The 21,513-nt window shown below is 22.3% G+C and carries 32 protein-coding genes and 3 pseudogenes; 7 read left to right on the forward strand and 28 right to left on the reverse strand.

What is annotated here, in order from left to right; translation table 4 throughout:
• The first annotated feature begins 71 nt into the window (after positions 1-71).
• Positions 72-626 carry an inorganic diphosphatase gene (locus ABWV63_RS05345; RefSeq protein WP_353307121.1) on the forward strand — a complete coding sequence of 185 codons (555 nt, stop codon included), beginning with the start codon at positions 72-74 and terminating at the stop codon, positions 624-626.
• A 228-nt stretch (positions 627-854) separates the two neighbouring features.
• Here the strand turns inward: ABWV63_RS05345 and ABWV63_RS05350 are convergent, their stop codons facing one another.
• Positions 855-1,028, reverse strand: a complete 174-nt coding sequence (locus ABWV63_RS05350; RefSeq protein WP_353307123.1) for a hypothetical protein — start codon at positions 1,026-1,028, stop codon at positions 855-857.
• Positions 1,029-1,079: 51 nt separating this feature from the next.
• On the reverse strand, positions 1,080-1,295 hold the full coding sequence (locus tag ABWV63_RS05355; protein ID WP_353307187.1) for a transposase: 216 nt from the start codon (positions 1,293-1,295) through the stop codon (positions 1,080-1,082).
• An 89-nt stretch (positions 1,296-1,384) separates the two neighbouring features.
• On the opposite strand from ABWV63_RS05355, the gene ABWV63_RS05360 reads away from it, so the two are divergent.
• On the forward strand, positions 1,385-1,780 hold the full coding sequence (locus tag ABWV63_RS05360; protein WP_353307124.1) for a transposase: 396 nt from the start codon (positions 1,385-1,387) through the stop codon (positions 1,778-1,780).
• On the opposite strand, the gene ABWV63_RS05365 is transcribed toward ABWV63_RS05360, so the two are convergent.
• Positions 1,767-1,898 carry a hypothetical protein gene (locus ABWV63_RS05365; RefSeq protein ID WP_353307125.1) on the reverse strand — a complete coding sequence of 44 codons (132 nt, stop codon included), beginning with the start codon at positions 1,896-1,898 and terminating at the stop codon, positions 1,767-1,769. The genes ABWV63_RS05360 and ABWV63_RS05365 overlap by 14 nt on opposite strands.
• Complete coding sequence (locus ABWV63_RS05370) at positions 1,885-2,598, reverse strand: IS256 family transposase (protein ID WP_353307188.1); 714 nt, start codon at positions 2,596-2,598, stop codon at positions 1,885-1,887. Before ABWV63_RS05370 ends, ABWV63_RS05365 begins: the two co-directional genes overlap by 14 nt.
• Before the next feature lie 149 nt (positions 2,599-2,747).
• Between ABWV63_RS05370 and ABWV63_RS05375 the strand changes: the two genes are divergently transcribed.
• From ABWV63_RS05375 to ABWV63_RS05385, 3 genes are read left to right on the forward strand one after another with little or no spacing between them, the layout of a single operon-like run.
• Positions 2,748-2,921: a hypothetical protein gene (locus ABWV63_RS05375; RefSeq protein ID WP_353307126.1), complete on the forward strand. Its 174-nt coding sequence runs from the start codon at positions 2,748-2,750 to the stop codon at positions 2,919-2,921.
• Positions 2,906-3,169: a transposase family protein gene (locus ABWV63_RS05380; RefSeq protein WP_353306697.1), complete on the forward strand. Its 264-nt coding sequence runs from the start codon at positions 2,906-2,908 to the stop codon at positions 3,167-3,169. Before ABWV63_RS05375 ends, ABWV63_RS05380 begins: the two co-directional genes overlap by 16 nt.
• A 23-nt stretch (positions 3,170-3,192) precedes the next feature.
• Positions 3,193-3,600 (forward strand): transposase family protein, encoded by a 408-nt coding sequence (locus ABWV63_RS05385; RefSeq protein WP_353305654.1) that lies wholly within the window; start codon positions 3,193-3,195, stop codon positions 3,598-3,600.
• A gap of 182 nt (positions 3,601-3,782) precedes the next feature.
• On the opposite strand, the gene ABWV63_RS05390 is transcribed toward ABWV63_RS05385, so the two are convergent.
• From ABWV63_RS05390 to ABWV63_RS05465, 16 genes and pseudogenes are all read right to left on the reverse strand, one after another.
• Positions 3,783-4,019 (reverse strand): transposase, encoded by a 237-nt coding sequence (locus ABWV63_RS05390; RefSeq protein ID WP_353307127.1) that lies wholly within the window; start codon positions 4,017-4,019, stop codon positions 3,783-3,785.
• 568 nt (positions 4,020-4,587) lie between these two features.
• Positions 4,588-4,794, reverse strand: a complete 207-nt coding sequence (locus tag ABWV63_RS05395) for a hypothetical protein (protein ID WP_353305509.1) — start codon at positions 4,792-4,794, stop codon at positions 4,588-4,590.
• Positions 4,795-5,369: 575 nt separating this feature from the next.
• Entirely contained in the window at positions 5,370-6,671 is a 1,302-nt protein-coding gene (gene purB / locus ABWV63_RS05400) for an adenylosuccinate lyase (RefSeq protein ID WP_353305510.1), read from the reverse strand.
• A 2-nt stretch (positions 6,672-6,673) separates the two neighbouring features.
• Complete coding sequence (locus ABWV63_RS05405; protein WP_353305511.1) at positions 6,674-8,236, reverse strand: adenylosuccinate synthase; 1,563 nt, start codon at positions 8,234-8,236, stop codon at positions 6,674-6,676.
• A 270-nt stretch (positions 8,237-8,506) separates the two neighbouring features.
• Entirely contained in the window at positions 8,507-9,172 is a 666-nt protein-coding gene (locus ABWV63_RS05410) for a hypothetical protein (protein ID WP_353305512.1), read from the reverse strand.
• Positions 9,173-9,267: 95 nt separating this feature from the next.
• Positions 9,268-9,756: an IS630 family transposase gene (locus ABWV63_RS05415; protein WP_353305513.1), complete on the reverse strand. Its 489-nt coding sequence runs from the start codon at positions 9,754-9,756 to the stop codon at positions 9,268-9,270.
• A gap of 99 nt (positions 9,757-9,855) precedes the next feature.
• Positions 9,856-10,266, reverse strand: coding sequence for an IS630 transposase-related protein (locus ABWV63_RS05420; RefSeq protein ID WP_353305514.1), 411 nt, complete (start codon positions 10,264-10,266; stop codon positions 9,856-9,858).
• A gap of 113 nt (positions 10,267-10,379) precedes the next feature.
• Complete coding sequence (locus ABWV63_RS05425; protein ID WP_353305515.1) at positions 10,380-10,541, reverse strand: hypothetical protein; 162 nt, start codon at positions 10,539-10,541, stop codon at positions 10,380-10,382.
• Between the two features lie 34 nt (positions 10,542-10,575).
• A complete protein-coding gene (locus tag ABWV63_RS05430) occupies positions 10,576-10,698 on the reverse strand; it encodes a hypothetical protein (RefSeq protein ID WP_353305516.1) in 123 nt (40 codons plus the stop codon).
• 98 nt (positions 10,699-10,796) lie between these two features.
• A pseudogene (locus ABWV63_RS05435) lies at positions 10,797-11,252 on the reverse strand (transposase); the annotation flags it as partial.
• A 207-nt stretch (positions 11,253-11,459) separates the two neighbouring features.
• Positions 11,460-11,861, reverse strand: a complete 402-nt coding sequence (locus ABWV63_RS05440) for a transposase family protein (protein ID WP_353305517.1) — start codon at positions 11,859-11,861, stop codon at positions 11,460-11,462.
• 23 nt (positions 11,862-11,884) lie between these two features.
• Positions 11,885-12,148 carry a hypothetical protein gene (locus ABWV63_RS05445; protein ID WP_353305518.1) on the reverse strand — a complete coding sequence of 88 codons (264 nt, stop codon included), beginning with the start codon at positions 12,146-12,148 and terminating at the stop codon, positions 11,885-11,887.
• 3 nt (positions 12,149-12,151) lie between these two features.
• Positions 12,152-12,307 carry a hypothetical protein gene (locus ABWV63_RS05450; RefSeq protein WP_353305519.1) on the reverse strand — a complete coding sequence of 52 codons (156 nt, stop codon included), beginning with the start codon at positions 12,305-12,307 and terminating at the stop codon, positions 12,152-12,154.
• A 78-nt stretch (positions 12,308-12,385) separates the two neighbouring features.
• Positions 12,386-12,574, reverse strand: coding sequence for a transposase (locus ABWV63_RS05455; protein WP_353307189.1), 189 nt, complete (start codon positions 12,572-12,574; stop codon positions 12,386-12,388).
• Between the two features lie 31 nt (positions 12,575-12,605).
• Positions 12,606-12,827 carry a hypothetical protein gene (locus tag ABWV63_RS05460; RefSeq protein ID WP_353305520.1) on the reverse strand — a complete coding sequence of 74 codons (222 nt, stop codon included), beginning with the start codon at positions 12,825-12,827 and terminating at the stop codon, positions 12,606-12,608.
• An 82-nt stretch (positions 12,828-12,909) separates the two neighbouring features.
• Positions 12,910-13,617 carry an IS1595 family transposase gene (locus ABWV63_RS05465; protein ID WP_353305521.1) on the reverse strand — a complete coding sequence of 236 codons (708 nt, stop codon included), beginning with the start codon at positions 13,615-13,617 and terminating at the stop codon, positions 12,910-12,912.
• Positions 13,618-13,672: 55 nt separating this feature from the next.
• Between ABWV63_RS05465 and ABWV63_RS05470 the strand changes: the two genes are divergently transcribed.
• Positions 13,673-14,197, forward strand: coding sequence for an ABC transporter permease (locus ABWV63_RS05470; RefSeq protein ID WP_353305522.1), 525 nt, complete (start codon positions 13,673-13,675; stop codon positions 14,195-14,197).
• Between the two features lie 59 nt (positions 14,198-14,256).
• Here ABWV63_RS05470 and ABWV63_RS05475 read toward each other — a convergent pair whose 3' ends face one another.
• From ABWV63_RS05475 to ABWV63_RS05510, 8 genes and pseudogenes are all read right to left on the reverse strand, one after another.
• Entirely contained in the window at positions 14,257-15,708 is a 1,452-nt protein-coding gene (locus tag ABWV63_RS05475) for a hypothetical protein (protein WP_353305523.1), read from the reverse strand.
• A gap of 43 nt (positions 15,709-15,751) precedes the next feature.
• The gene (gene holA, locus ABWV63_RS05480) at positions 15,752-16,663 is read right to left on the reverse strand and encodes a DNA polymerase III subunit delta (RefSeq protein WP_353305524.1); all 912 of its coding nucleotides are present in this window, start codon (positions 16,661-16,663) and stop codon (positions 15,752-15,754) included.
• Positions 16,664-17,004: 341 nt separating this feature from the next.
• Complete coding sequence (locus ABWV63_RS05485; protein WP_353305525.1) at positions 17,005-17,427, reverse strand: transposase; 423 nt, start codon at positions 17,425-17,427, stop codon at positions 17,005-17,007.
• Positions 17,428-17,433: 6 nt separating this feature from the next.
• Positions 17,434-18,551, reverse strand: a pseudogene (locus tag ABWV63_RS05490) (IS3 family transposase).
• A 346-nt stretch (positions 18,552-18,897) separates the two neighbouring features.
• Positions 18,898-19,308 (reverse strand): transposase family protein, encoded by a 411-nt coding sequence (locus ABWV63_RS05495; protein WP_353305526.1) that lies wholly within the window; start codon positions 19,306-19,308, stop codon positions 18,898-18,900.
• Positions 19,309-19,372: 64 nt separating this feature from the next.
• A complete protein-coding gene (locus ABWV63_RS05500; RefSeq protein ID WP_353305527.1) occupies positions 19,373-19,591 on the reverse strand; it encodes a transposase family protein in 219 nt (72 codons plus the stop codon).
• Positions 19,576-19,749, reverse strand: a complete 174-nt coding sequence (locus ABWV63_RS05505; RefSeq protein WP_353305528.1) for a hypothetical protein — start codon at positions 19,747-19,749, stop codon at positions 19,576-19,578. Before ABWV63_RS05505 ends, ABWV63_RS05500 begins: the two co-directional genes overlap by 16 nt.
• 122 nt (positions 19,750-19,871) lie before the next feature.
• Positions 19,872-21,110 (reverse strand): annotated as a pseudogene (locus ABWV63_RS05510) (IS256 family transposase).
• 131 nt (positions 21,111-21,241) lie between these two features.
• Here ABWV63_RS05510 and ABWV63_RS05515 point away from each other — a divergent pair.
• Positions 21,242-21,511 carry a transposase gene (locus tag ABWV63_RS05515; protein ID WP_353305529.1) on the forward strand — a complete coding sequence of 90 codons (270 nt, stop codon included), beginning with the start codon at positions 21,242-21,244 and terminating at the stop codon, positions 21,509-21,511.
• Positions 21,512-21,513 lie beyond the last annotated feature (2 nt).

The following is a 21,513-nucleotide window of genomic DNA, read 5'->3' on the forward strand; positions in this document are numbered from 1 at the left end:
TTTAATTATATATAAAAAAACGTTTATTTATTATATAATAAAATTAATTTTTAAAAGGAGATGAAGTATTAATGAATAAAAGTGAAAATAACATTGTGCAAATGGTAGTTGAAATTCCCAAAGCATCAAGTAATAAATATGAATATGATTGAAAATCTAAAACTATGATATTAGATCGTGTTCTTTATGGCGCTAATTTTTATCCCGGTGAATATGGATATATCCCTGAAACTTTAGATTACGATGGTGATCCTTTAGATATCATTAGTTTAATTACTTATCCAACTTTCCCTGGTTGCTTAGTAGAAGTTAGAATTTTAGGAATGATTAAAATGATTGACGGTGGTGAAGTTGATACTAAATTATTTGGTGTTGTTAATTCTGATCCACGCTTTAATGAGTATCAAGATCTAAAAGATGTACCACAACATTTACGTGATGAAATTGTTAATTTCTTTCTACAATATAAAGAATTACAAAAAAAGAAAGTCATAATTGAAGGTTGAGGTAACTTAAAAGAAGCATTAACTGAACTTACAACATGTAAAAATATGTTTAAACAATATCAAAATGAAATGAATAATTTACCAAAAGCGCAATTAGCGTCATTATTAAACAAAAAATAAAGAAAAAATTGGGAGCGTACCGATGTTGTCGATAATATCAAAATTTGTCTTAAAATTATAAAGTTAGACGAGAATAATTTTGACTTCAATATGCAATTATGAGTTAATCTTAACACTTGTAAAATATTAGTCAACAATAATACTTACTTTTATAATTCAAAAATTCTTATTAAAGTTTGCTTTAATAAGAATGCTTTTGAAAAATCTGTGTATCTTTTTACAAAGTTACTAGTTTAGATTAATTCTATCTTCAAATTTTATCATAAAATGAGCAATTGCTGTATTTCAATTTTGAATGGGCATTGTTCATTTTTTTGTTATATTTTCAATTGCTAAGTAAAATATTTTAAAAACTGACATATCATTTGGAAAAACTTTTTTATTTCTAATAACTTTTCGCAATTGACTATTAACAGATTAAATAGCATTTGTTGTATAAATAACTCTTTTGATTTATGCAGGATAACTAATAAAAACAATTAAATTATCTCAATTTTTATATCATGATTTAGCAATTTGAGGATATTGTTTATTTCATTTACTTTCAAAAGATTCTAAAGCTTGTATTGCTTGTTCTTCACTACATGCACTATAAATTGGTTTTAAATCTGTAACTAGTGATTTTCTATGTTTGTATGAAACATATTTTAAACTATTTCTAATTGGTAATGTTTAGTAATCTGTGTAAATTACAAAAATAACTACGTTTAATTAATTATAGTAAATAAAATTAAATAAATAGAAAGAGTGAGTTACGTATGTCTAAAAAACAAAATATTAATAATAATGATCCAATATCAAAAGCGGTAGATTTATTATTAAAAAATACTGAAGATTTAACAAAAGTTTTTAAAGAGTGAGGTTTGTATAAAGAATTAACAAAAAGATTAGTTGAAAAAATGTTGAATTCTGAAATGCAAAATTATTTAGGATATGAAAAAAATCAACATAATAATAGTGATAATGCTCGCAATGGTATAAGTTCAAAAAAATTAATAACCCAACAAGGTAAAATTGAGATTAATGTACCACAAGATCGTAATAGTAATTTTGAGCCAGTAATAGTTGCAAAAAGACAAAGAAGATTTGATGGTTTTGATCGAGGATTTTTAAAAATCTGTGTATCTTTTTACAAAGTTACTAGTTTAGATTAATTCTATCTTCAAATTTTATCATAAAATGAGCAATTGCTGTATTTCAATTTTGAATGGGCGGTGTTCATTTTTTTGTTATATTTTCAATTGCTAAGTAAAATATTTTAAAAACTGCCATATCATTTGGAAAAAAATTTTTTATTTCTAATAACTTTTCGTAATTGACTATTAACAGATTCAATAGCATTTGTTGTATAAATCACTCTTTTGATTTCTGCAGGATAACTAATAAAAACCATTAAATTATCTCAATTTTTATATCATGATTTAGCGATTTGAGGATATTGTTTATTTCATTTACTTTCAAAAGATTCTAAAGCTTGCATTGCTTGTTCTTCACTACATGCACTATAAATTGGTTTTAAATCTGTAACTAGTGATTTTCTATGTTTGTATGAAACATATTTTAAACTATTTCTAATTTGATGAACTATGCATAATTGATGTTCGGTTTTAGGATAAACTGATTGTATCGCTTCTGACATTTCTGTTAAATTGTCACTACAAGCAATAAGAATATCATTTAAGCCTCGATTTTTCATTTCTGTGAAATTAGATAATCAAAACTTAGAACCTTCATTTTCACTAATTCATAAACCTAAAACATCTTTTTTACCTTCTAAATCAACTCCTAGTGCTATATAAACTGATTTGTTAATAATGCGTTTATCTTGTCGTACTTTAACTACTATACAATCAAAATAAACAATCGGATAAACACTTTCTAATGGCCGATTTTGTCATGCTTTAACATCATCAATAACATCATCAGTAATTTGACTAATAACACTTTCACTAATATCAGAACCATGATATAACTATTGTAACTGCATTCTAATATCTGATAAAGTCATGCCTTTGGCATATAATAGACATATTCCGTAAATAAATTTTTTAAAAGTCAATTAATAATTTAAAATGTATTTTATAATTTCTTTATTAATAAATTAATAAGGTGTTGATAAAAATGAATTTTGAAAATTTAAAAAAATTAAAAAATGAACAATTTTATAGATATTTTGGTATAAAACGTTTTCATTTTGATGAAATGTTAACAAAATTAATTGAAATAGAAAATTTAAAAAAACTAAAGGTAGAAAATATAAAATTTCAGTTGAAGAAAGATTGATGATGACTTTAGTATACTGAAAAGAATATTATACTTTTTTCCAAATGAGTATTAAATATAAAATGAGTGCATCAAGTTGTTTTCGAAATATTACTTGAGTAGAAAATAAACTTAGTGATGACAAAGATTATCAGTTTTTAAAAACAAAATATAAATCAAAAATTGAGAAAAAACAAGAAGATTTAAATGAATTTCAATTTTATTTAATTGATTCAACTGAAATTGAAATTGAAAGACCAACTAAAAAAAACTACAGTTAGAATATTTTTCTGGTAAAAGTTGAATGTTTTCTATAAAATTTCAAATTATATATGACTTTTTTAATAAAAAAATTGTTGATATTTTTGCTGATAATGGAAAAGTACATGATTTTCAAATATTAAAAAATTCAAATCTTGAATTTTCAGAAAAAACAATAATTATTGGTGATTTGGGATATCAAGGAATACAAAATATTTATAAAAATACTATATTACCAATTAAAAAAACTAAAAATAAAAAATTAACTAAACAAGAAAAAATCTACAATAAAATTATTTCAAAAATTAGAATTAAAGTTGAACATGTTTTTGCTTGATTAAAAAGATTCAAAATTTTAATAAATAAATGTAGAAAAAGTATATTTAGACTTATGTACTTAAGATTTAACTTACTTTGTGAAATTTTTAATAAAACAAAACCATTAAAATAAAAAAATATTAAAAATATTTTTTTAAAAATTTAAATTTTTATCAAGTTAATATAAAAATAATATTAACAATTTTTGTGTTTGAAATATAAATTTATTTTTAAAGTATTTTTTTAAAAATATTAACTTCTATAATTATTAACACTAAAAAATTTATAAATATTATTATTGACAATTGATTAAATTTATTTACGGAATATGTCTAATGAAAGAAATTGTTGATCAAAACCATCAAATCTTCTTTGTCTTTTTGCAACTATTACTGGCTCAAAATTACTATTACGATCTCGTGGTACATTAATCTCAATTTTACCTTGTTGGGTTATTATTTTTTTTGAATTTATACCATTGCGAGCATTATCACTAGTATTATGTTGATTTTTTTCATATCCTAAATAATTTTGCATTTCAGAATTCAACATTTTTTCAACTAATCTTTTTGTTAATTCTTTATATAAACCTCCCTATTTAAATACGGTTTTTAAATCTTCAGTATTTTCTAATAATAAATCTACTGCTTTTGATATTGGATCATTATTATTAATATTTTGTTTTTTAGACATACGTAACTCACTCTTTCTAGTTATTTAATTTTATTTACTATAATTAATTAAACATAGTTATTTTTGTAAGTTACACAGATTACTAAACATTACCATTATAATTAAAGTTGAACATGTTTTTGCTGGATTAAAAAGATTCAAAATTTTAATAAATAAATGTAGAAAAAGTATATTTAGACTTATGTACTTAAGATTTAACTTACTTTGTGAAATTTTTAATAAAACAAAACCATTAAAATAAAAAAATATTTTTAATATTTTTTTAAAAATTTAAATTTTTATCAAGTTAATATAAAAATAATATTAACAATTTTTGTGTTTGAAATATAAATTTATTTTTAAAGTATTTTTTTAAAAATATTAACTTCTATAATTATTAACACTAAAAAATTTATAAATATTATTATTGACAATTGATTAAATTTATTTACGGAATATGTCTATTATCAAAATTATTTATTGGTAAATACTGATTACCATTACTCATTAATGGTTGATTTTGTAATTTTCTTGAAATTGCAAAATAATATCAATGTCTCAAAAGATCATTTTTTTCTCATTGTCTTCTTTTTTCTTTTTCTATTTTTTCTAAAATATTATTAAGTTTTAAAATTTTTAATCCCACCTTTTTCAATTCTTCTTTTTGATTACTTATATTAACTTTTTAGCATACTATTTTGTTAATTTGTTTTTTTTCAAAATTATAATAACCAAAAGTTAAAAAATTAACTAATTTAATTTTAAATTTAAAAATTTTACTTGTTTTTTGTTTTTCGAAAATTTCTAATTTTTTAAGACTATTTATATTATAAGAAAGAAATATAGATTGTTTTTTAATATATGACTGCAATGTTTTTTCACATTTATATTTCTTATTACTAATATAATATAATATTATTTTTATTTTATTAATTTTCTTTTTTAATAAATTAATATCTAATTCTACATTATCTTTTAAGTATCGATCATCTAAAACATCATAAAAATGTTCTTCATTATCATCATGGCTTGTAATAAAATTAAAATGTTGATTTATAAAAGGAAAACTATTATTGATTTTGTATTTCTTCATAATTTTCACTCCTTAAACTGATATAATCTAGTGACTAATTACAATATTTTCTTAATCTTTTATATTTATTGATTATTAGATAAAATAAAAAAACAAAAATTAATAAATTAAATGCTAATTAAATTTAATATTAAACATTATTTATCTTTAAAAACTTTTTTAAAAATATAATCAACATTTATTAAAAAAATATTATTATTATAACATTCATTTAACTGTTCACTAGTTAAATATTGATTAATATTATTATTTATTAATACATCTTTAAAATTAATCATTTTATTTTGTGCTTCTAAAGTGCATTTTTGAATAAAATCATAAGCAATTTCACGTGTTATTTTTGGATTATTTTTAATAATAGCCAATAAAACTACTTGTGAAAAATAAAGTTCATTAGCTTTAGCAATATTATTTGCCATAGCACTAGTATTAATCACTAAATTATCTAAAATATTTGTCATTCTATTAATAATAAAATCCAATATATGATAAATATCAGGTAACATAATGCGTTCATTAGAACTATGTGAGATATCACGTTCATACCATAATAAATTATTCTCATATACTAAACTATTATAACTTCGAACTAATCTTGCTAAACCACAAATATTTTCAGAACCAATTGGATTTTTTTTATGTGGCATTGAACTTGAACCTTTTTGTGAAATATAAAATCCCTCTAAAAGTTCATTAACTTCGCTACGTTGACTCAAACGAATTTCTAAAGCTATTTTTTCAATTGTTGTAGCAATTGAACTTAATTGTGTAATTAAAAAAATCAAACGATCACGTTGTACTACCTGCGTAGCACAACTGTCAACTTCCATTTTTCATTTTTTGGCAATAAATTCACTAACTTTTGGCGAAATATGAACAAAATTACCCATAGCACCCGTAATCTTAACAACTTCAACTTGTTTTCTTGCTAATTCCAACCTTACTAACTGTCTATTTATTTCATCGTATCATAAAGCAAATTTTAATCCTAATGAAGTTGGTTCACCAAAAATACCATGACTGCGACCAATTACTAATTGATTTTTATATTTAAACGCTAACTCTTTTAATTTCAATTTTAAAGTAATTAAAGCTTTTTCAATAATTTCATTTGAAAATTTTATTTGTAGATTTTGGACACTATCAACCATATCAGTTGAAGTTAAACCATAATGAATTCAACGACTTTCAGTTTTTAAGTTAGCACTTAACATTCTAGTAAAAGCAACTACATCATGCTTAGTTTCTAATTCTAATTTATTCATTAATTCAATATCTAACTTAGTATTTTTTTTAATTAATTGAAAATCTTTAAGAGGAATTATATTTAAATGTTGTAATGATTCGCAAACATCAATTTGAAAATTCATTCATAAGTTTAAACGATTTTTAATATTTCAAATATTAGTCATTGCTTTTGTTTCGTAACGTTCAATCATTTTTACTCCTTAATAAATATAGTTTGTTTACGATCTGGACCAACAGAAAATATTATAATTGGAACACCCACCAACTCACTAATTTTTTTTAAATAATTTTTAGCATTTTCTGGTAATTCATCATAACTAGTAATATTAGTAATATCTTCATTTCATCCAGGCATAGTAATAAAATGTGGTTGACATTTATTAAAGTTATTAATTTGAGAAGGTATGTATCTAATTATTTCACCATTTAAAGTATAATGCGTACAAATGCTTAATTTTTCAATACCAGTAAGCACGTCTAACAACATAATAGCTAAACTAGTAAATCCATTAATTTGTGCACTATACTTAGCAATAACTGCATCAAATCATCCAATTCTTCTTGGTCTTTTTGAAACTGTTCCATATTCATTACCAGTCATACGAATATAATCTGCTAATTTACCAAAAACTTCACTAGGAAACACACCAGCACCAACTCTTGTACTGTATGCTTTAGTTACACCAATAATTTCATTAATTGCTTTTAAAGAAATACCTGAACCAATAGCAATTGAACTAGCGCTTGGATTAGAAGATGTTACAAAAGGATATGTACCATGATCTAAATCTAATAAAGTACCTTGTGCTCCTTCAAATAATATCTTTTTATTTCTAACTAATTGTTCATTTAAAAATTGACCAGTATCAATAATTAAATCTTTAAAGTATGGTAATAATTCTAATAAACGATTATATATTGTTTGCGCATTAAATTCTTTTTCATATCCATAAACATTTTTTAATATTTTATTTTTAATTCACAAATTATCAGTAATCAATTCTAATATCCGTTCCTTATCTAATAAATCACCCATTCGAATTCCAATTCGATTAACTTTATCAGCATAACAAGGTCCAATTCCTTTTTTAGTAGTTCCAATAGCTTTATCACCCTTAATTTTTTCTTCATATTCATCAAATGCTAAATGATAAGGTAAAATAATATGAGCACGATCAGAAATTCGTAAATTTTGACAACTAAAACCAGCAGCTTTTAAATATTCAATTTCAGAAACTAATTTTTCTGGATTAACAACACAACCATTAGCAATAACACAATATGAATCTTTATTAAAAAAACCAGAAGGAATAATACTTAATTTATATTTTTGATGATCAAAAACAATTGTATGTCCGGCATTATCACCACCACTTCAACGAACAATAACATCAGAATTTTGACTATAATAGTCAGTTATTTTACCTTTTCCTTCATCACCTCATTGACAACCAATAATAGCAGTAGTTTTAAATGGTTTTGGTTGATCGATTTTTGATATTAAAATATTTTTAGTATCGACAATTTTATTAACATTTTTTTGATTTTCTTCTTTTATTATATGTTTTGATTTTTCAAAATCTACTTTCATCTTATTAATGATTGGCTTAACAGTGTCAGTTTTTATTGATTGCGTTTTTACTTTAGTTGCTTTTTTTACATCTTTAACTTTTGGTTTAATAGTTTTATTAAGTCGTTCAACTTTAGTTTTTGTCTTTTCTATTGTTGGTTTGATTATATTTTTTTTTGCTTTCATATTGTCTCCTTTATACTCAAAAAAAGTATTTATAAATTTATAAATTAATTATATAATTATTTAATAATGATTATCAAAATATTGTGTGAGTAAAGTTAATAGTTATAATTTAATTTTATTTAAATAAAAGACAACTTTAAATTATTAATTTTTGGTTGAATTATATACCTTTTTATAAATATAATCAAGTATTTTAGACTATTATTTTAAAATTATCTAAACTAAAAATTCCTAACTATTTAGGTTTAGATTTATTAAGTTTTTAAAATATTAAAGTAAAAGATTTAATTTATTAATTCTTGCTGAATTAATTAAAAGCATATTATCAAGTACTTTATCATTATAAATTTTAGCACCATATCCTTTTAAAGATTTAACTAAATGTGATACATCACTTTCAGCACAAACTCCTTGATTTCAATTTTCTTTTTGATTGATAACGCCTTCTTTATTATTTTTAAAATTTTTATATATGTCTTCATTTACATTATTTTCTTTTAAAAAATCTAATAATGGATAATATTCACCATTAACAAATAAGTCATATGCATTTGTTATTTTTTTATTATCTACTTTTCTATTAAAAATAAATCCTTTTTTAAGCGCTTTAAATGCATGATGTCTATCAATTACATAAGGAATATTTTCTTTTTTAGCAGTAGTTTTAATTCAATGTGCACCATCACCAATAAATACTAAACTACTTTTATTATGAATATATTGTAAATCAAGAAAATCATAAATTTTATCAATTAATTCTTGTCTTTTAATTCTTTGACCATTTTTAGTTTTCATATAAGTAATTTTTTTATCTTTTAAAACGTTTCTACTTTTAGTAGATTTTTCTAAATCTTTACCTTTATTCGCACTAATTGTTCGAATAAGATTTTTTTGTTTTTTATTATCAAATAATGAAGATATAAAACAATCATCCATATTTACAAATAATTTTTCAGTTGGTAAAACTACTTTTTTTCTGTTATTTCTTCAACTCCTATTACTGCATTTTTCATTACATTGGTCATATATAGCTAACTAAAGTAATGTTTACTCATATCTTGAAAAACAAAATCAATAGCTTTTTTAATATTTGGTCAATAATTTGGTAATATTTTTCTTATATTATGTTTTATAGCAAATCAAAAATGTTCAATTGGATTTAAATTAGGAGAATATGGTGGAAGAAATAATAGTTTGCATCCAGCATTTTCAATTAATTGTTGTGTTAATTTAGATTTATGAAACGTTGCATTATCTAAAACTATAATTTGTCCATGATTTAATACTGGAATTAGTATATTTTTTACATATGATTCAAAAATTTTACTGTTGCAATGTCCTTCAAATGCTCATAGGGCTTTTAATTTACCTTTATTTAGTGAACCGATTATACTCATTCTTTTTATTTTATATGCGGGTTTATTATCAAATAATCTTTTACCTTTTTCAGATCAACCATATTTATAAAATTCATTATCATCAATTCCAGATTCATCAATATATACTAAATCTTCATTCATTATTTTAGCTATTTCTTTTAAATCAATATCTTCGGTATAATCTTCAATCTTCGGTAATGTTTAGTAATCTGTGTAACTTAGTGATTTTACAACTAAAATTTATTTAAAAAACACAGTTTTTAGGAAAGTCCCAAATCTTTCTTGTTTATTTTTATCTCTTTGTTCATATAGAAAAGTTTTTTTATATGTATAATTTAGTTTTTTGAAATAGTTATAAACTGTTTCTTTAGTCATATCACCAAATTTTTCAATTACTTTTTGAACTGTAACATCTTTATTTTGCGCTAAATAATTTTTTAATTCATCTAAATCCTTTATTTTGTGGCTATGTCCTTTTTGATAATTCAAAATTGGTTTTATATGCCCAGTTTCTTTTTTTATTTTTCTTCATAAGAATAAAGTCTTTCTAGTAATATTGAACACTTTACAAATTTCTTTAATTTTCATGTTTTTACTTTCATAGGCTTCTATTACTTTTCTTCGTAAGTCTTCACTGTATGGTTTTGGCATAATTTAATCTTCCTAATCTATTTTAAATATTACTGAATTGTACTTTTCAATTAAAAAACTGTTTAAATTACATATTATTATTTTACATTATTTATGAGTAAACATTACTTTAGTTAGCTATATTTTGTTTTTAAAAACTGATAATCTTTGTCATCACTAAGTTTATTTTCTACTCAAGTAATATTTCAAAAAAAACTTGATGCACTCATTTTATATTTAATACTCATTTGGAAAAAAGTATAATATTCTTTTCAGTATACTAAAGTCATCATCAATCTTTCTTCAACTGAAAGTTTATATTTTCTACCTTTAGTTTTTTAAATTTTCTATTTCAATTAATTTTGTTAACATTTCATCAAAATGAAAACGTTTTATACCGAAATATCTATAAAATTGTTCATTTTTTAATTTTTTTAAATTTTCAAAATTCATTTTTATCAACACCTTATTAATTTATTAATAAAGAAATTATAAAATAAATTTTAAATTATTAATTGACTTTTAAAAAATTTATTTACGGAATATGTCTTATTTCTAATTTGATGAACTATGCATAATTGATGTTCGGTTTTAGGATAAACTGATTGTATTGCTTCTGACATTCCTGTTAAATTGTCACTACAAGCAATAAGAATATCATTTAAGCCTCGATTTTTCATTTCTGTGAAATTAGATAATCAAAACTTAGAACCTTCATTTTCACTAATTCATAAACCTAAAATATCTTTTTTACCTTCTAAATCAACTCCTAGTGCTATATAAACTGATTTGTTAATAACGCTTTTATCTTGTCGTACTTTAACTACTATACAATCAAAATAAACAATCGGATAAACAATTTCTAATGGCTGATTTTGTCATGCTTTAACATCATCAATAACATCATCAGTAATTTGACTAATAACACTTTCACTAATATCAGCACCATGATATAACTCTTGTAACTGCATTCTAATATCTGATAAAGTCATGCCTTTGGCATATAATAGACATATTCCGTAAATAAATTTAATCAATTGTCAATAATAATATTTATAAATTTTTTAGTGTTAATAATTATAGAAGTTAATATTTTTAAAAAAATACTTTAAAAATAAATTTATATTTCAAACACAAAAATTGTTAATATTATTTTTATATTAACTTGATAAAAATTTAAATTTTTAAAAAAATATTAAAAATATTTTTTTATTTTAATGGTTTTTTTTATTAAAAATTTCACAAAGTAAGTTAAATCTTAAGTACATAAGTATAAATATACTTTTTCTACATTTATTTATTAAAATTTTGAATCTTTTTAATAAAACAAAAACATGTTCAACTTTAATTCTAATTTTTGAAATAATTTTATTGTAGATTTTTTCTTGTTTAGTTAATTTTTTATTTTTAGTTTTTTTAATTGGTGATATAGTATTTTTATAAATATTTTGTATTCCTTGATATCCCAAATCACCAATAATTATTGTTTTTTCTGAAAATTCAAGATTTGAATTTTTTAATATTTGAAAATCATGTACTTTTCCATTATCAGCAAAAATATCAACAATTTTTTTATTAAAAAAGTCATATATAATTTGAAATTTTATAGAAAACATTCAACTTTCACCAGAAAAATATTCTAACTGTAGTTTTTTTTAGTTGGTCTTTCAATTTCAATTTCAGTTGAATCAATTAAATAAAATTGAAATTCATTTAAATCTTCTTGTTTTTTCTCAATTTTTGATTTATATTTTGTTTTTAAAAACTGATAATCTTTGTCATCACTAAGTTTATTTTCTACTCAAGTAATATTTCGAAAACAACTTGATGCACTCATTTTATATTTAATACTCATTTGGAAAAAAGTATAATATTCTTTTCGGTATACTAAAGTCATCATCAATCTTTATTCAACTGAAAGTTTATGTTTTCTACCTTTAGTTTTTTTTAAATTTTCTATTTCAATTAATTTTGTTAACATTTCATCAAAATGAAAACGTTTTATACCAAAATATCTATAAAATTGTTCATTTTTTAATTTTTTTAAATTTTCAAAATTCATTTTTATCAACACCTTATTAATTTATTAATAAAGAAATTATAAAATAAATTTTAAATTATTAATTGACTTTTAAAAAATTTATTTACGGAATATGTCTAATGAAAGAACTTGTTGATCAAAACCATCAAATCTTCTTTGTCTTTTTGCAACTATTACTGGCTCAAAATTACTATTACGATCTCGTGGTACATTAATCTCAATTTTACCTTGTTGGGTTATTAATTTTTTTGAACTTATACCATTGCTTATGTGGTAATGTTTAGTAATCTGTGTAACTTAGTGATTTTACAACTAAAATTTATTTAAAAAACACAGTTTTTAGGAAAGTCCCTATTATTTTTTCATATCCTAAATAATTTTGCATTTCAGAATTCAACATTTTTTCAACTAATCTTTTTGTTAATTCTTTATATAAACCTCCCTCTTTAAAAACTGTTGTTAAATCTTCAGTATTTTCTAGTAATAAATCTACTGCTTTTGATATTGGATCATTATTATTAATATTTTGTTTTTTAGACATAAGTAACTCACTCTTTCTAGTTATTTAATTTTATTTACTAGAATTAATTAAACATAGTTATTTTTGTAAGTTACACAGATTACTAAACATTACCGTGTTTTCATTCAGATTCAATCTGGTTTGTGTTTACACCTGTTGATGACACATACCAAACTTCATGATTTATGATTTCATGTTTGTGATAGAAGTTTTTGAAACTTCCATATCCCTTCCAAGAATCCGTAAATAGACAACACCCAGTAGAAATGTTTTTCAATGCAAATCATAAAAGGTTTTTCTCGTCTTCTTTTTTCAATACTTTCACAATTAGTTTGTTGTTGGTTTTCTCATAAACTCCAACAATCAAGGTTTTATCCAACAAGGATCTTCCTTGTTGGATAAAACCTACATGTGAAAGATACATTTCATCCATCTGTGCTGTGCCATCATCAATGAACCCTGCATCTTGATTCCGAATTCTAGTTCTGTTTTCATGACCCATTCTTCAAGCTTTTTTATATGTCACACCCAATTCCCTTGCAACATCTGTTGATGGTATACCATGCTTTGTGTTTATTCATCTAAAGATGATATAAAACCAAGATGTCAAAGGTGTTTGTGACTTGTGAAAAATGGTGTAATGAAGAATAATAAATGTTTGATGACATTTCAAACATCTTATTCTTCTCAAATCAGAAACATTCAAACTAGAAGAAGCACACCTGATACATTTCATTACTTTCAACTTCACTATATATTTCAAACAATCGTTTTCATTTTGAAATATGCTATTGAATTCATTTCAATTCATTTTTTCTTCCACACTAGTACATGTGGGGATAATTTCCTTTAAAAATAGTGTTTTAATGAAGCGAATTGGAGCAACAAATATTAAACCAATTTTCTTTGTTCTTTCAGTTATAATAATTTGATTTTTCTTTATGATAGCAACATTATTATGATCTTTATTATGAGTTGGAATTATGTTTGGTGGTACTTATGGGTGAAGTGATATAGTAACAGCGAATTTTATTGGAGAATCTATCCCATTTATTATCTTAATTTTCTTTTCATCAATGGGTTTAGGAATGTTATTAGCCTCAATTTTCAAATCAGTAACTGCTTTAGTTGCAGCATCAAATGTAATTTATTTTCCATTTGCACTTTTAAGTGGGGTATTTTTCCCGGCTGAGTTAATTAATAGTAGTCCTGTTTTAAAATACGCAGCTTACTTTAATCCATTCAAATACGCTATGGATCCATTTATTAAATCTTTAAGTGGAACAAGTTTTACTTTTACAACAACTTATGGAATATATCTATGAGTTGCACTTGGATTAATTGGTATTTATACAATAGTTGCAAGTCCAAAATTACGTTGACAAGCATAATAAAACTAATAATTAAAAATAATAAAATTAAAAAGGACTAAAAGTCCTTTTTAATTTTATTATTTAAATAAATCACTATTACGTCAAAATTTATGATCTTTTGTATCTTTTTTATTATCATTATCTAAACTATCATCAAAAAGTGATGGATCGATTTCATAGGGTTTACCACTTAAAACATTATTAATAGCATTTTGATATTCCGAATTTGCTCTAATAATTTTATTACGATCAATTTTTGGATTAAGAATAGCAATAACTAGTATAATAGCAATTGGTAAAATTGCTGATGCTGCTGTAATATATGTTAATATTTGAAAAAATTTAAAATTCGCTAATCCTTTTAATCAGGGTAAAGCATTAGGATTAATTTTGTCACCTTTATCTAAAAAAGAAGTAAATGTTCTTAATAATGAATCATCTGTTGTCATATAAATTAAATTTGAAATTGTATAAATTATTCAAAAAATTAAAATAACTATTAAAAAATATGATGTTGAATATAAATCACGACCTAATTTTGGTGTTTTTAAAATTGAATATAAAAAACCTCCATTTAAAACTATTGTTGTAACAATAGTGAAAACTATAGTTTTTGATTGTTGTGCAAAATTATAATAAACGGGTGATGTACTATTATCTTTAATTTGAAAAGTACCTGCTATAAAATAAGTTAGTATATAAGTAACTATTGCTAGTACTGTTGTTAATAAGAAAAAAGCTGATAATATTTTCTTTAAAAGTGGAATATATTTTGGTTTATTCATATAAGGGTAAAATTTAGGATTTGTAGCAGGATGTTGCGGTAATACACCTAACTTCGCTAAATTTGCTAAAATATTATTATCAAGATTATTAATATTTAAATTATTACCTAAATTTCCAATGCCACCAATATTAGGATTTGTATCAACATTATTATCAACATTCTGATTATTTGCAATAACACTTGGTTTAACCTCAGTAGCAGCATCACTAAAATTATTTAATGCAGTAATTTGATCATTTAATTCATTAAAAGTATTATTATCAAACTGTCTTATTCGTTCAAGACTTTCTTTTTCCACAGTCTTACAAATATTAGTAATTGTAACTATTAATAAGTTACGCTCTTCAAGAATTTCAATACGATTTTTAGGAGAACTTTTAGTAATACTCAAACTACGATTTACCAAATTAGAAATTAACTGCAAAAATTCTATTGCATACTTTTTATCTTTTAATTCTTTTAGTTCTTTTTCAAGAAAAAATAAATTAGAAATTTGTAATTCTAAAATTTTTAAAAGTTCTTCATTAGCAAAAATAGATTTTCTAACAATTAAATTATTTAAACTGTTATATATAGTACTTGATATTTCATAGTATAATGCAATATTTAAATCTTCTTCTGAGTACACTTTTTCGGTTTTTTTCTTTGTAACTTTTTTTACTTTTGGTTTAACCAATGTAATGTCACTATTTTCTTCTACTAACTTTTTTTCTGTAACATCAGTATTTTTATTACTTTTCATTATATGTATCACCTCTTGAGTTTAAAACATCTATAATTATATACTAAATATTCAAAAAGAATAAATCAATTGCAATATTTTTATTAAACTTTCCTTTTTTGATATTGTAATCTAATTCATATAATTTTAACAAAATATTATTAATATTTAAATTAATATTTAAATATTGTTCTAATATTTTTACTTGAAACTTAGAAATATTTAATATATCGGAAATATCTTCATTACTTTTTTTTTGTTTAACTAAAATTTTGATATCTCTAATTAATTCTAATTGATATACAAGAATATTAATCAATTTAATTTTATCATAATTAATAACATTATAATAGTTATATTGTGTTCAAAAATTGTTATAATCTTTTTTTAATATATATTCAACAGTTTTAAAAATATTTGTTTCAAAATATTTAGGAACCACCTCAATAATAATATCTGAAGTTATTTTTTTTCCAATTAACCTTAATTTTGATAACTCATTTAAAATAATACTGACATCATTTGGCAAGTATTCTAAAAGAAAATTAGTCGCTTCTTTAGTAATGTTAACTTTAAAACTATTGCAAACTTTATTAATTAATAATAATAATTGTGATTTTGTATAATTTTTAATTTTGATAATATTAAATTGTTGAAATTCTCTACTAATTTTAAAATCAACATTTAAACTTTTAATAATTATCATTGTTTTTTGATTATGATTAAGCAAAGCATTAACAATTTTTTTTTCTTTAATATATTTTTGCCATAAATTACTGCTATCATTAATTACGATTACTTTATTTTCTTCAAATATACTCATAATTTGAATTTCATTAATAATATTAACAATTGTATCTTCTTGTAATTCATATAGATTATAATCATAATTTTCTTTTTTATGATTTTTTTTAATTAATTGTTCAATATTTTTTCTTACTAAATACTCATCTTGACCATGAACAATATAAACCATTTTTTCAACCTCACAAAATTATTAATATATTTTATGTTAATGTTATAATATCATAATGTTTCATATATAATCACACTTTTATTTTTTCCTCAATAATAAACTTTTTTAAGATTATTCAGTGTTTCAATATTCGGAAAACACTTTCTTTTTTGATAATATTCCAAATTTGAACTTTTATCTTATATACTAATTGTTATATCTAATGTTTTAAAACATTATCACTTTTCAACTAAATTATAAAGATCTTCAGCAACTGCTTGATGCACTAATGTTGTTGGATGAACTTCATCAAAGAAGAAATAATTATTTAATGTTTCTTTTGTTGAACCATTAACATATAGCTAACTAAAGTAATGTTTACTCATATCTTGAAAAACAAAATCAATAGCTTTTTTAATATTTGGTCAATAATTTGGTAATATTTTTCTTATATTATGTTTTATAGCAAATCAAAAATGTTCAATTGGATTTAAATTACGAGAATATGGTGGAAGAAATAATAGTTTGCATCCAGCATTTTCAATTAATTGTTGTGTTAATTTAGATTTATGAAACGTTGCATTATCTAAAACTATAATTTGTCCACGCTTTAATACTGGAATTAGTATATTTTTTACATATGATTCAAAAATTTTACTGTTGCAATGTCCTTCAAATGCTCATAGGGATTTTAATTTACCTTTATTTAGTGAACCAATTATACTCATTCTTTTTATTTTATATGCGGGTTTATTATCAAATAATCTTTTACCTTGGAATGGCAACCCTTTTTAGGACTGTTTTTTGGTAGACATTTGTGCTTGGTGTTTTATGGGGATTAAGTAGTTTAGAGTGCTGTGGATTCTTATGTTGTTGTATCAATTGATATAATCAAATAATTCTAATTTTAATTGGGTTAATGATGTAAAATTTTTATCATTAATAAATTCTGTTTTGAAAGTTGCTTCAGCAACGGCGTTATAATAAGGACAACCTTTTTTGCTTAAAGAGCGGGTGATATTGAAGGCTAATAAAAGTTTATCAATAGTTTTATTATTAAATTAATTACCGCGATCGCTATGAAATATTTGAATATTTTTTAAACAACGATTTGAGCACATAAATGCTTGATATACTAATGATGCATCTTTTTTAGTACCTAAACTATGTCCAATAATTTCGCGATTGTACAGGTGGATTAATAAGCAAATATAGTTTCATTTACCATTAACTTGAACATAAGTTAAATCACTAACAATAACTTCATTTTTAAGCCTATTATTAAAGTCTCTATTAACAAGATTAGTAATTTGACTATCATTGACTTTATTATGATAATTTTTGTATGATAATTTAGTGTATTTTGATATTAAATTATGTTTATTCATAATTTTTTTAATTTTTCGTATTGATAAATTAATTTTCTTTTCTTTTAGAACAACTTTTAATCTTCTTGTTCCATAAGCTTCTTTATTTTCTTTAAAAGCACTAATAACAGCTTCATCATACATATTATTTTGAATTTTATATTCTTTTTTCTTGAAATTAAAATAATATGTTGATTTAGAGATTTTTAAAAAACGACACATTGTACGAATTTTATATTTAACTTTATTTTTAGTAATAATTTCTATTTTTTGCCTATTATTAGTGCTGCTTGCTTTAAAATATCATTTTCCATTCTTAATTGTTTTAATTCTTTTCTTAATTTAATTAATTCATTTTCTTCAACAGAACGGTTATCTTTGATTTTAAAACTACCTGAATTAGTAAATTGCTTAATTCAATTATAAGTAGCTGCTCTTGTAACATTGTACTCTTTAGCAAGACAAGACACTGACTTACCACTTTGATATAAAGCTACTATTTGTTTTTTAAATTCATCTGAATATGAGTTAATATTGGCCATAATTATAATTCCTTTCTTTTAACTAATTTGTTCACTTGTCTACTTAATTAGTGCCCAATAAAGTGTAACCCATCCATCCTTTTTCAGATCAACCATATTTATAAAATTCATTATCATCAATTCCGGATTCGTCAATATATACTAAAGACATATTCCGTAAATAAATTTAATCAATTGTCAATAATAATATTTATAAATTTTTTAGTGCTAATAATTATAGAAGTTAATATTTTTAAAAAAATACTTTAAAAATAAATTTATATTTCAAACACAAAAATTGTTAATCTTATTTTTATATTAACTTGATAAAAATTTAAATTTTTAAAAAAATATTAAAAATATTTTTTTATTTTAATGGTTTTGTTTTATTAAAAATTTCACAAAGTAAGTTAAATCTTAAGTGCATAAGTCTAAATATACTTTTTCTACATTTATTTATTAAAATTTTGAATCTTTTTAATCAAGCAAAAACATGTTCAACTTTAATTCTAATTTTTGAAATAATTTTATTGTAGATTTTTTCTTGTTTAGTTAATTTTTTATTTTTAGTTTTTTTAATTGGTAATATAGTATTTTTATAAATATTTTGTATTCCTTGATATCCCAAATCACCAATAATTATTGTTTTTTCTGAAAATTCAAGATTTGAATTTTTTAATATTTGAAAATCATGTACTTTTCCATTATCAGCAAAAATATCAACAATTTTTTTATTAAAAAGTCATATATAATTTGAAATTTTATAGAAAACATTCAACTTTTACCAGAAAAATATTCTAACTGTAGTTTTTTTTAGTTGGTCTTTCAATTTCAATTTCAGTTTAATCAATTAAATAAAATTGAAATTCATTTAAATCTTCTTGTTTTTTCTCAATTTTTGATTTATATTTTGTTTTTAAAAACTGATAATCTTTGTCATCACTAAGTTTATTTTCTACTCAAGTAATATTTCGAAAACAACTTGATGCACTCATTTTATATTTAATACTCATTTGGAAAAAAGTATAATATTCTTTTCAGTATACTAAAGTCATCATCAATCTTTCTTCAACTGAAAGTTTATATTTTCTACCTTTAGTTTTTTTAAATTTTCTATTTCAATTAATTTTGTTAACATTTCATCAAAATGAAAACGTTTTATACCAAAATATCTATAAAATTGTTCATTTTTTAATTTTTTTAAATTTTCAAAATTCATTTTTATCAACACCTTATTAATTTATTAATAAAGAAATTATAAAATAAATTTTAAATTATTAATTGACTTTTAAAAAATTTATTGAGGCTTTTTAAAAATCTGTGTATCTTTTTACAAAGTTACTAGTTTAGATTAATTATATCTTCAAATTTTATCATAAAATGAGCAATTGCTGTATTTCAATTTTGAATGGGCATTTTTCATTTTTTTGTTATATTTTCAATTGCTAAGTAAAATATTTTAAAAACTGCCATATCATTTGGAAAAACTTTTTTATTTCTAATAACTTTTCGTAATTGACTATTAACAGATTCAATAGCATCTGTTGTATAACTCACTCTTTTGATTTCTGCAGGATAACTAATAAAAACCATTAAATTATCTCAATTTTTATATCATGATTTAGCAATTTGAGGATATTGTTTATTCCATTTACTTTCAAAAGATTCTAAAGCTTGCATTGCTTGTTCTTAACTACATGCACTATAAATTGGTTTTAAATCTGTAACTAGTTATTTTCTATGTTTGTATGAAACATATTTTAAACTATTTCTAATTTGATGAACTATGCATAATTGATGTTCGGTTTTAGGATAAACTGATTGTATCGCTTCTGACATTTCTGTTAAATTGTCACTACAAGCAATAATAATATCATTTAAGCCTCGATTTTTCATTTCTGTGAAATTAGATAATCAAAACTTAGAACCTTCATTTTCACTAATTCATAAACCTAAAACATCTTTTTTACCTTCTAAATCAACTCCTAGTGCTATATAAACTGATTTGTTAATAATGCGTTTATCTTGTCGTACTTTAACTACTATACAACCAAAATAAACAATCGTATAAACAATTTCTAATGGCCGATTTTGTCATGCTTTAACATCATCAATAACATCATCAGTAATTTGACTAATAACACTTTCGCTAATATCAGCACCATGATATAACTCTTGTAACTGCATTCTAATATCTGATAAAGTCATGCCTTTGGCATATAACGAAAGAACTTGTTGATCAAAACCATCAAATCTTCTTTGTCTTTTTGCAACTATTACTGGCTCAAAATTACTATTACGATCTCGTGGTACATTAATCTCAATTTTACCTTGTTGGGTTATTAATTTTTTTTAATTTATACCATTACGAGCATTTTCACTAGTATTATGTTGATTTTTTTCATATCCTAAATAATTTTGCATTTCAGAATTCAACATTTTTTCAACTAATCTTTTTGTTAATTCTTTATATAAACCTCCCTCTTTAAAAACTGTTGTTAAATCTTCAGTATTTTCTAATAATAAATCTACTGCTTTTGATATTGGAACATTATTATTAATATTTTGTTTTTTAGACATAAGTAACTCACTCTTTCTATTTATTTAATTTTATTTACTAGAATTAATTAAACATAGTTATTTTTGTAAGTTACACAGATTACTAAAAATTACCTTTTGATCAACAAGTTCTTTCATTATATGCCAAAGGCATGACTTTATCAGATATTAGAATGCAGTTACAAGAGTTATATCATGGTGCTAATATTAGCGAAAGTGTTATTAGTCAAATTACTGATGATGTTATTGATGATGTTAAAGCATGACAAAATCGGCCATTAGAAAGTGTTTATCCGATTGTTTATTTTGATTGTATAGTAGTTAAAGTACGACAAGATAAACGCATTATTAACAAATCAGTTTATATAGCACTAGGAGTTGATTTAGAAGGTAAAAAAAGATATTTTAGGTTTATTAATTAGTG

Source organism: Spiroplasma ixodetis (genome assembly GCF_040369795.1).
In the GTDB taxonomy this organism is placed as follows: domain Bacteria; phylum Bacillota_I; class Bacilli_A; order Mycoplasmatales; family VBWQ01; genus Spiroplasma_E; species Spiroplasma_E ixodetis_B.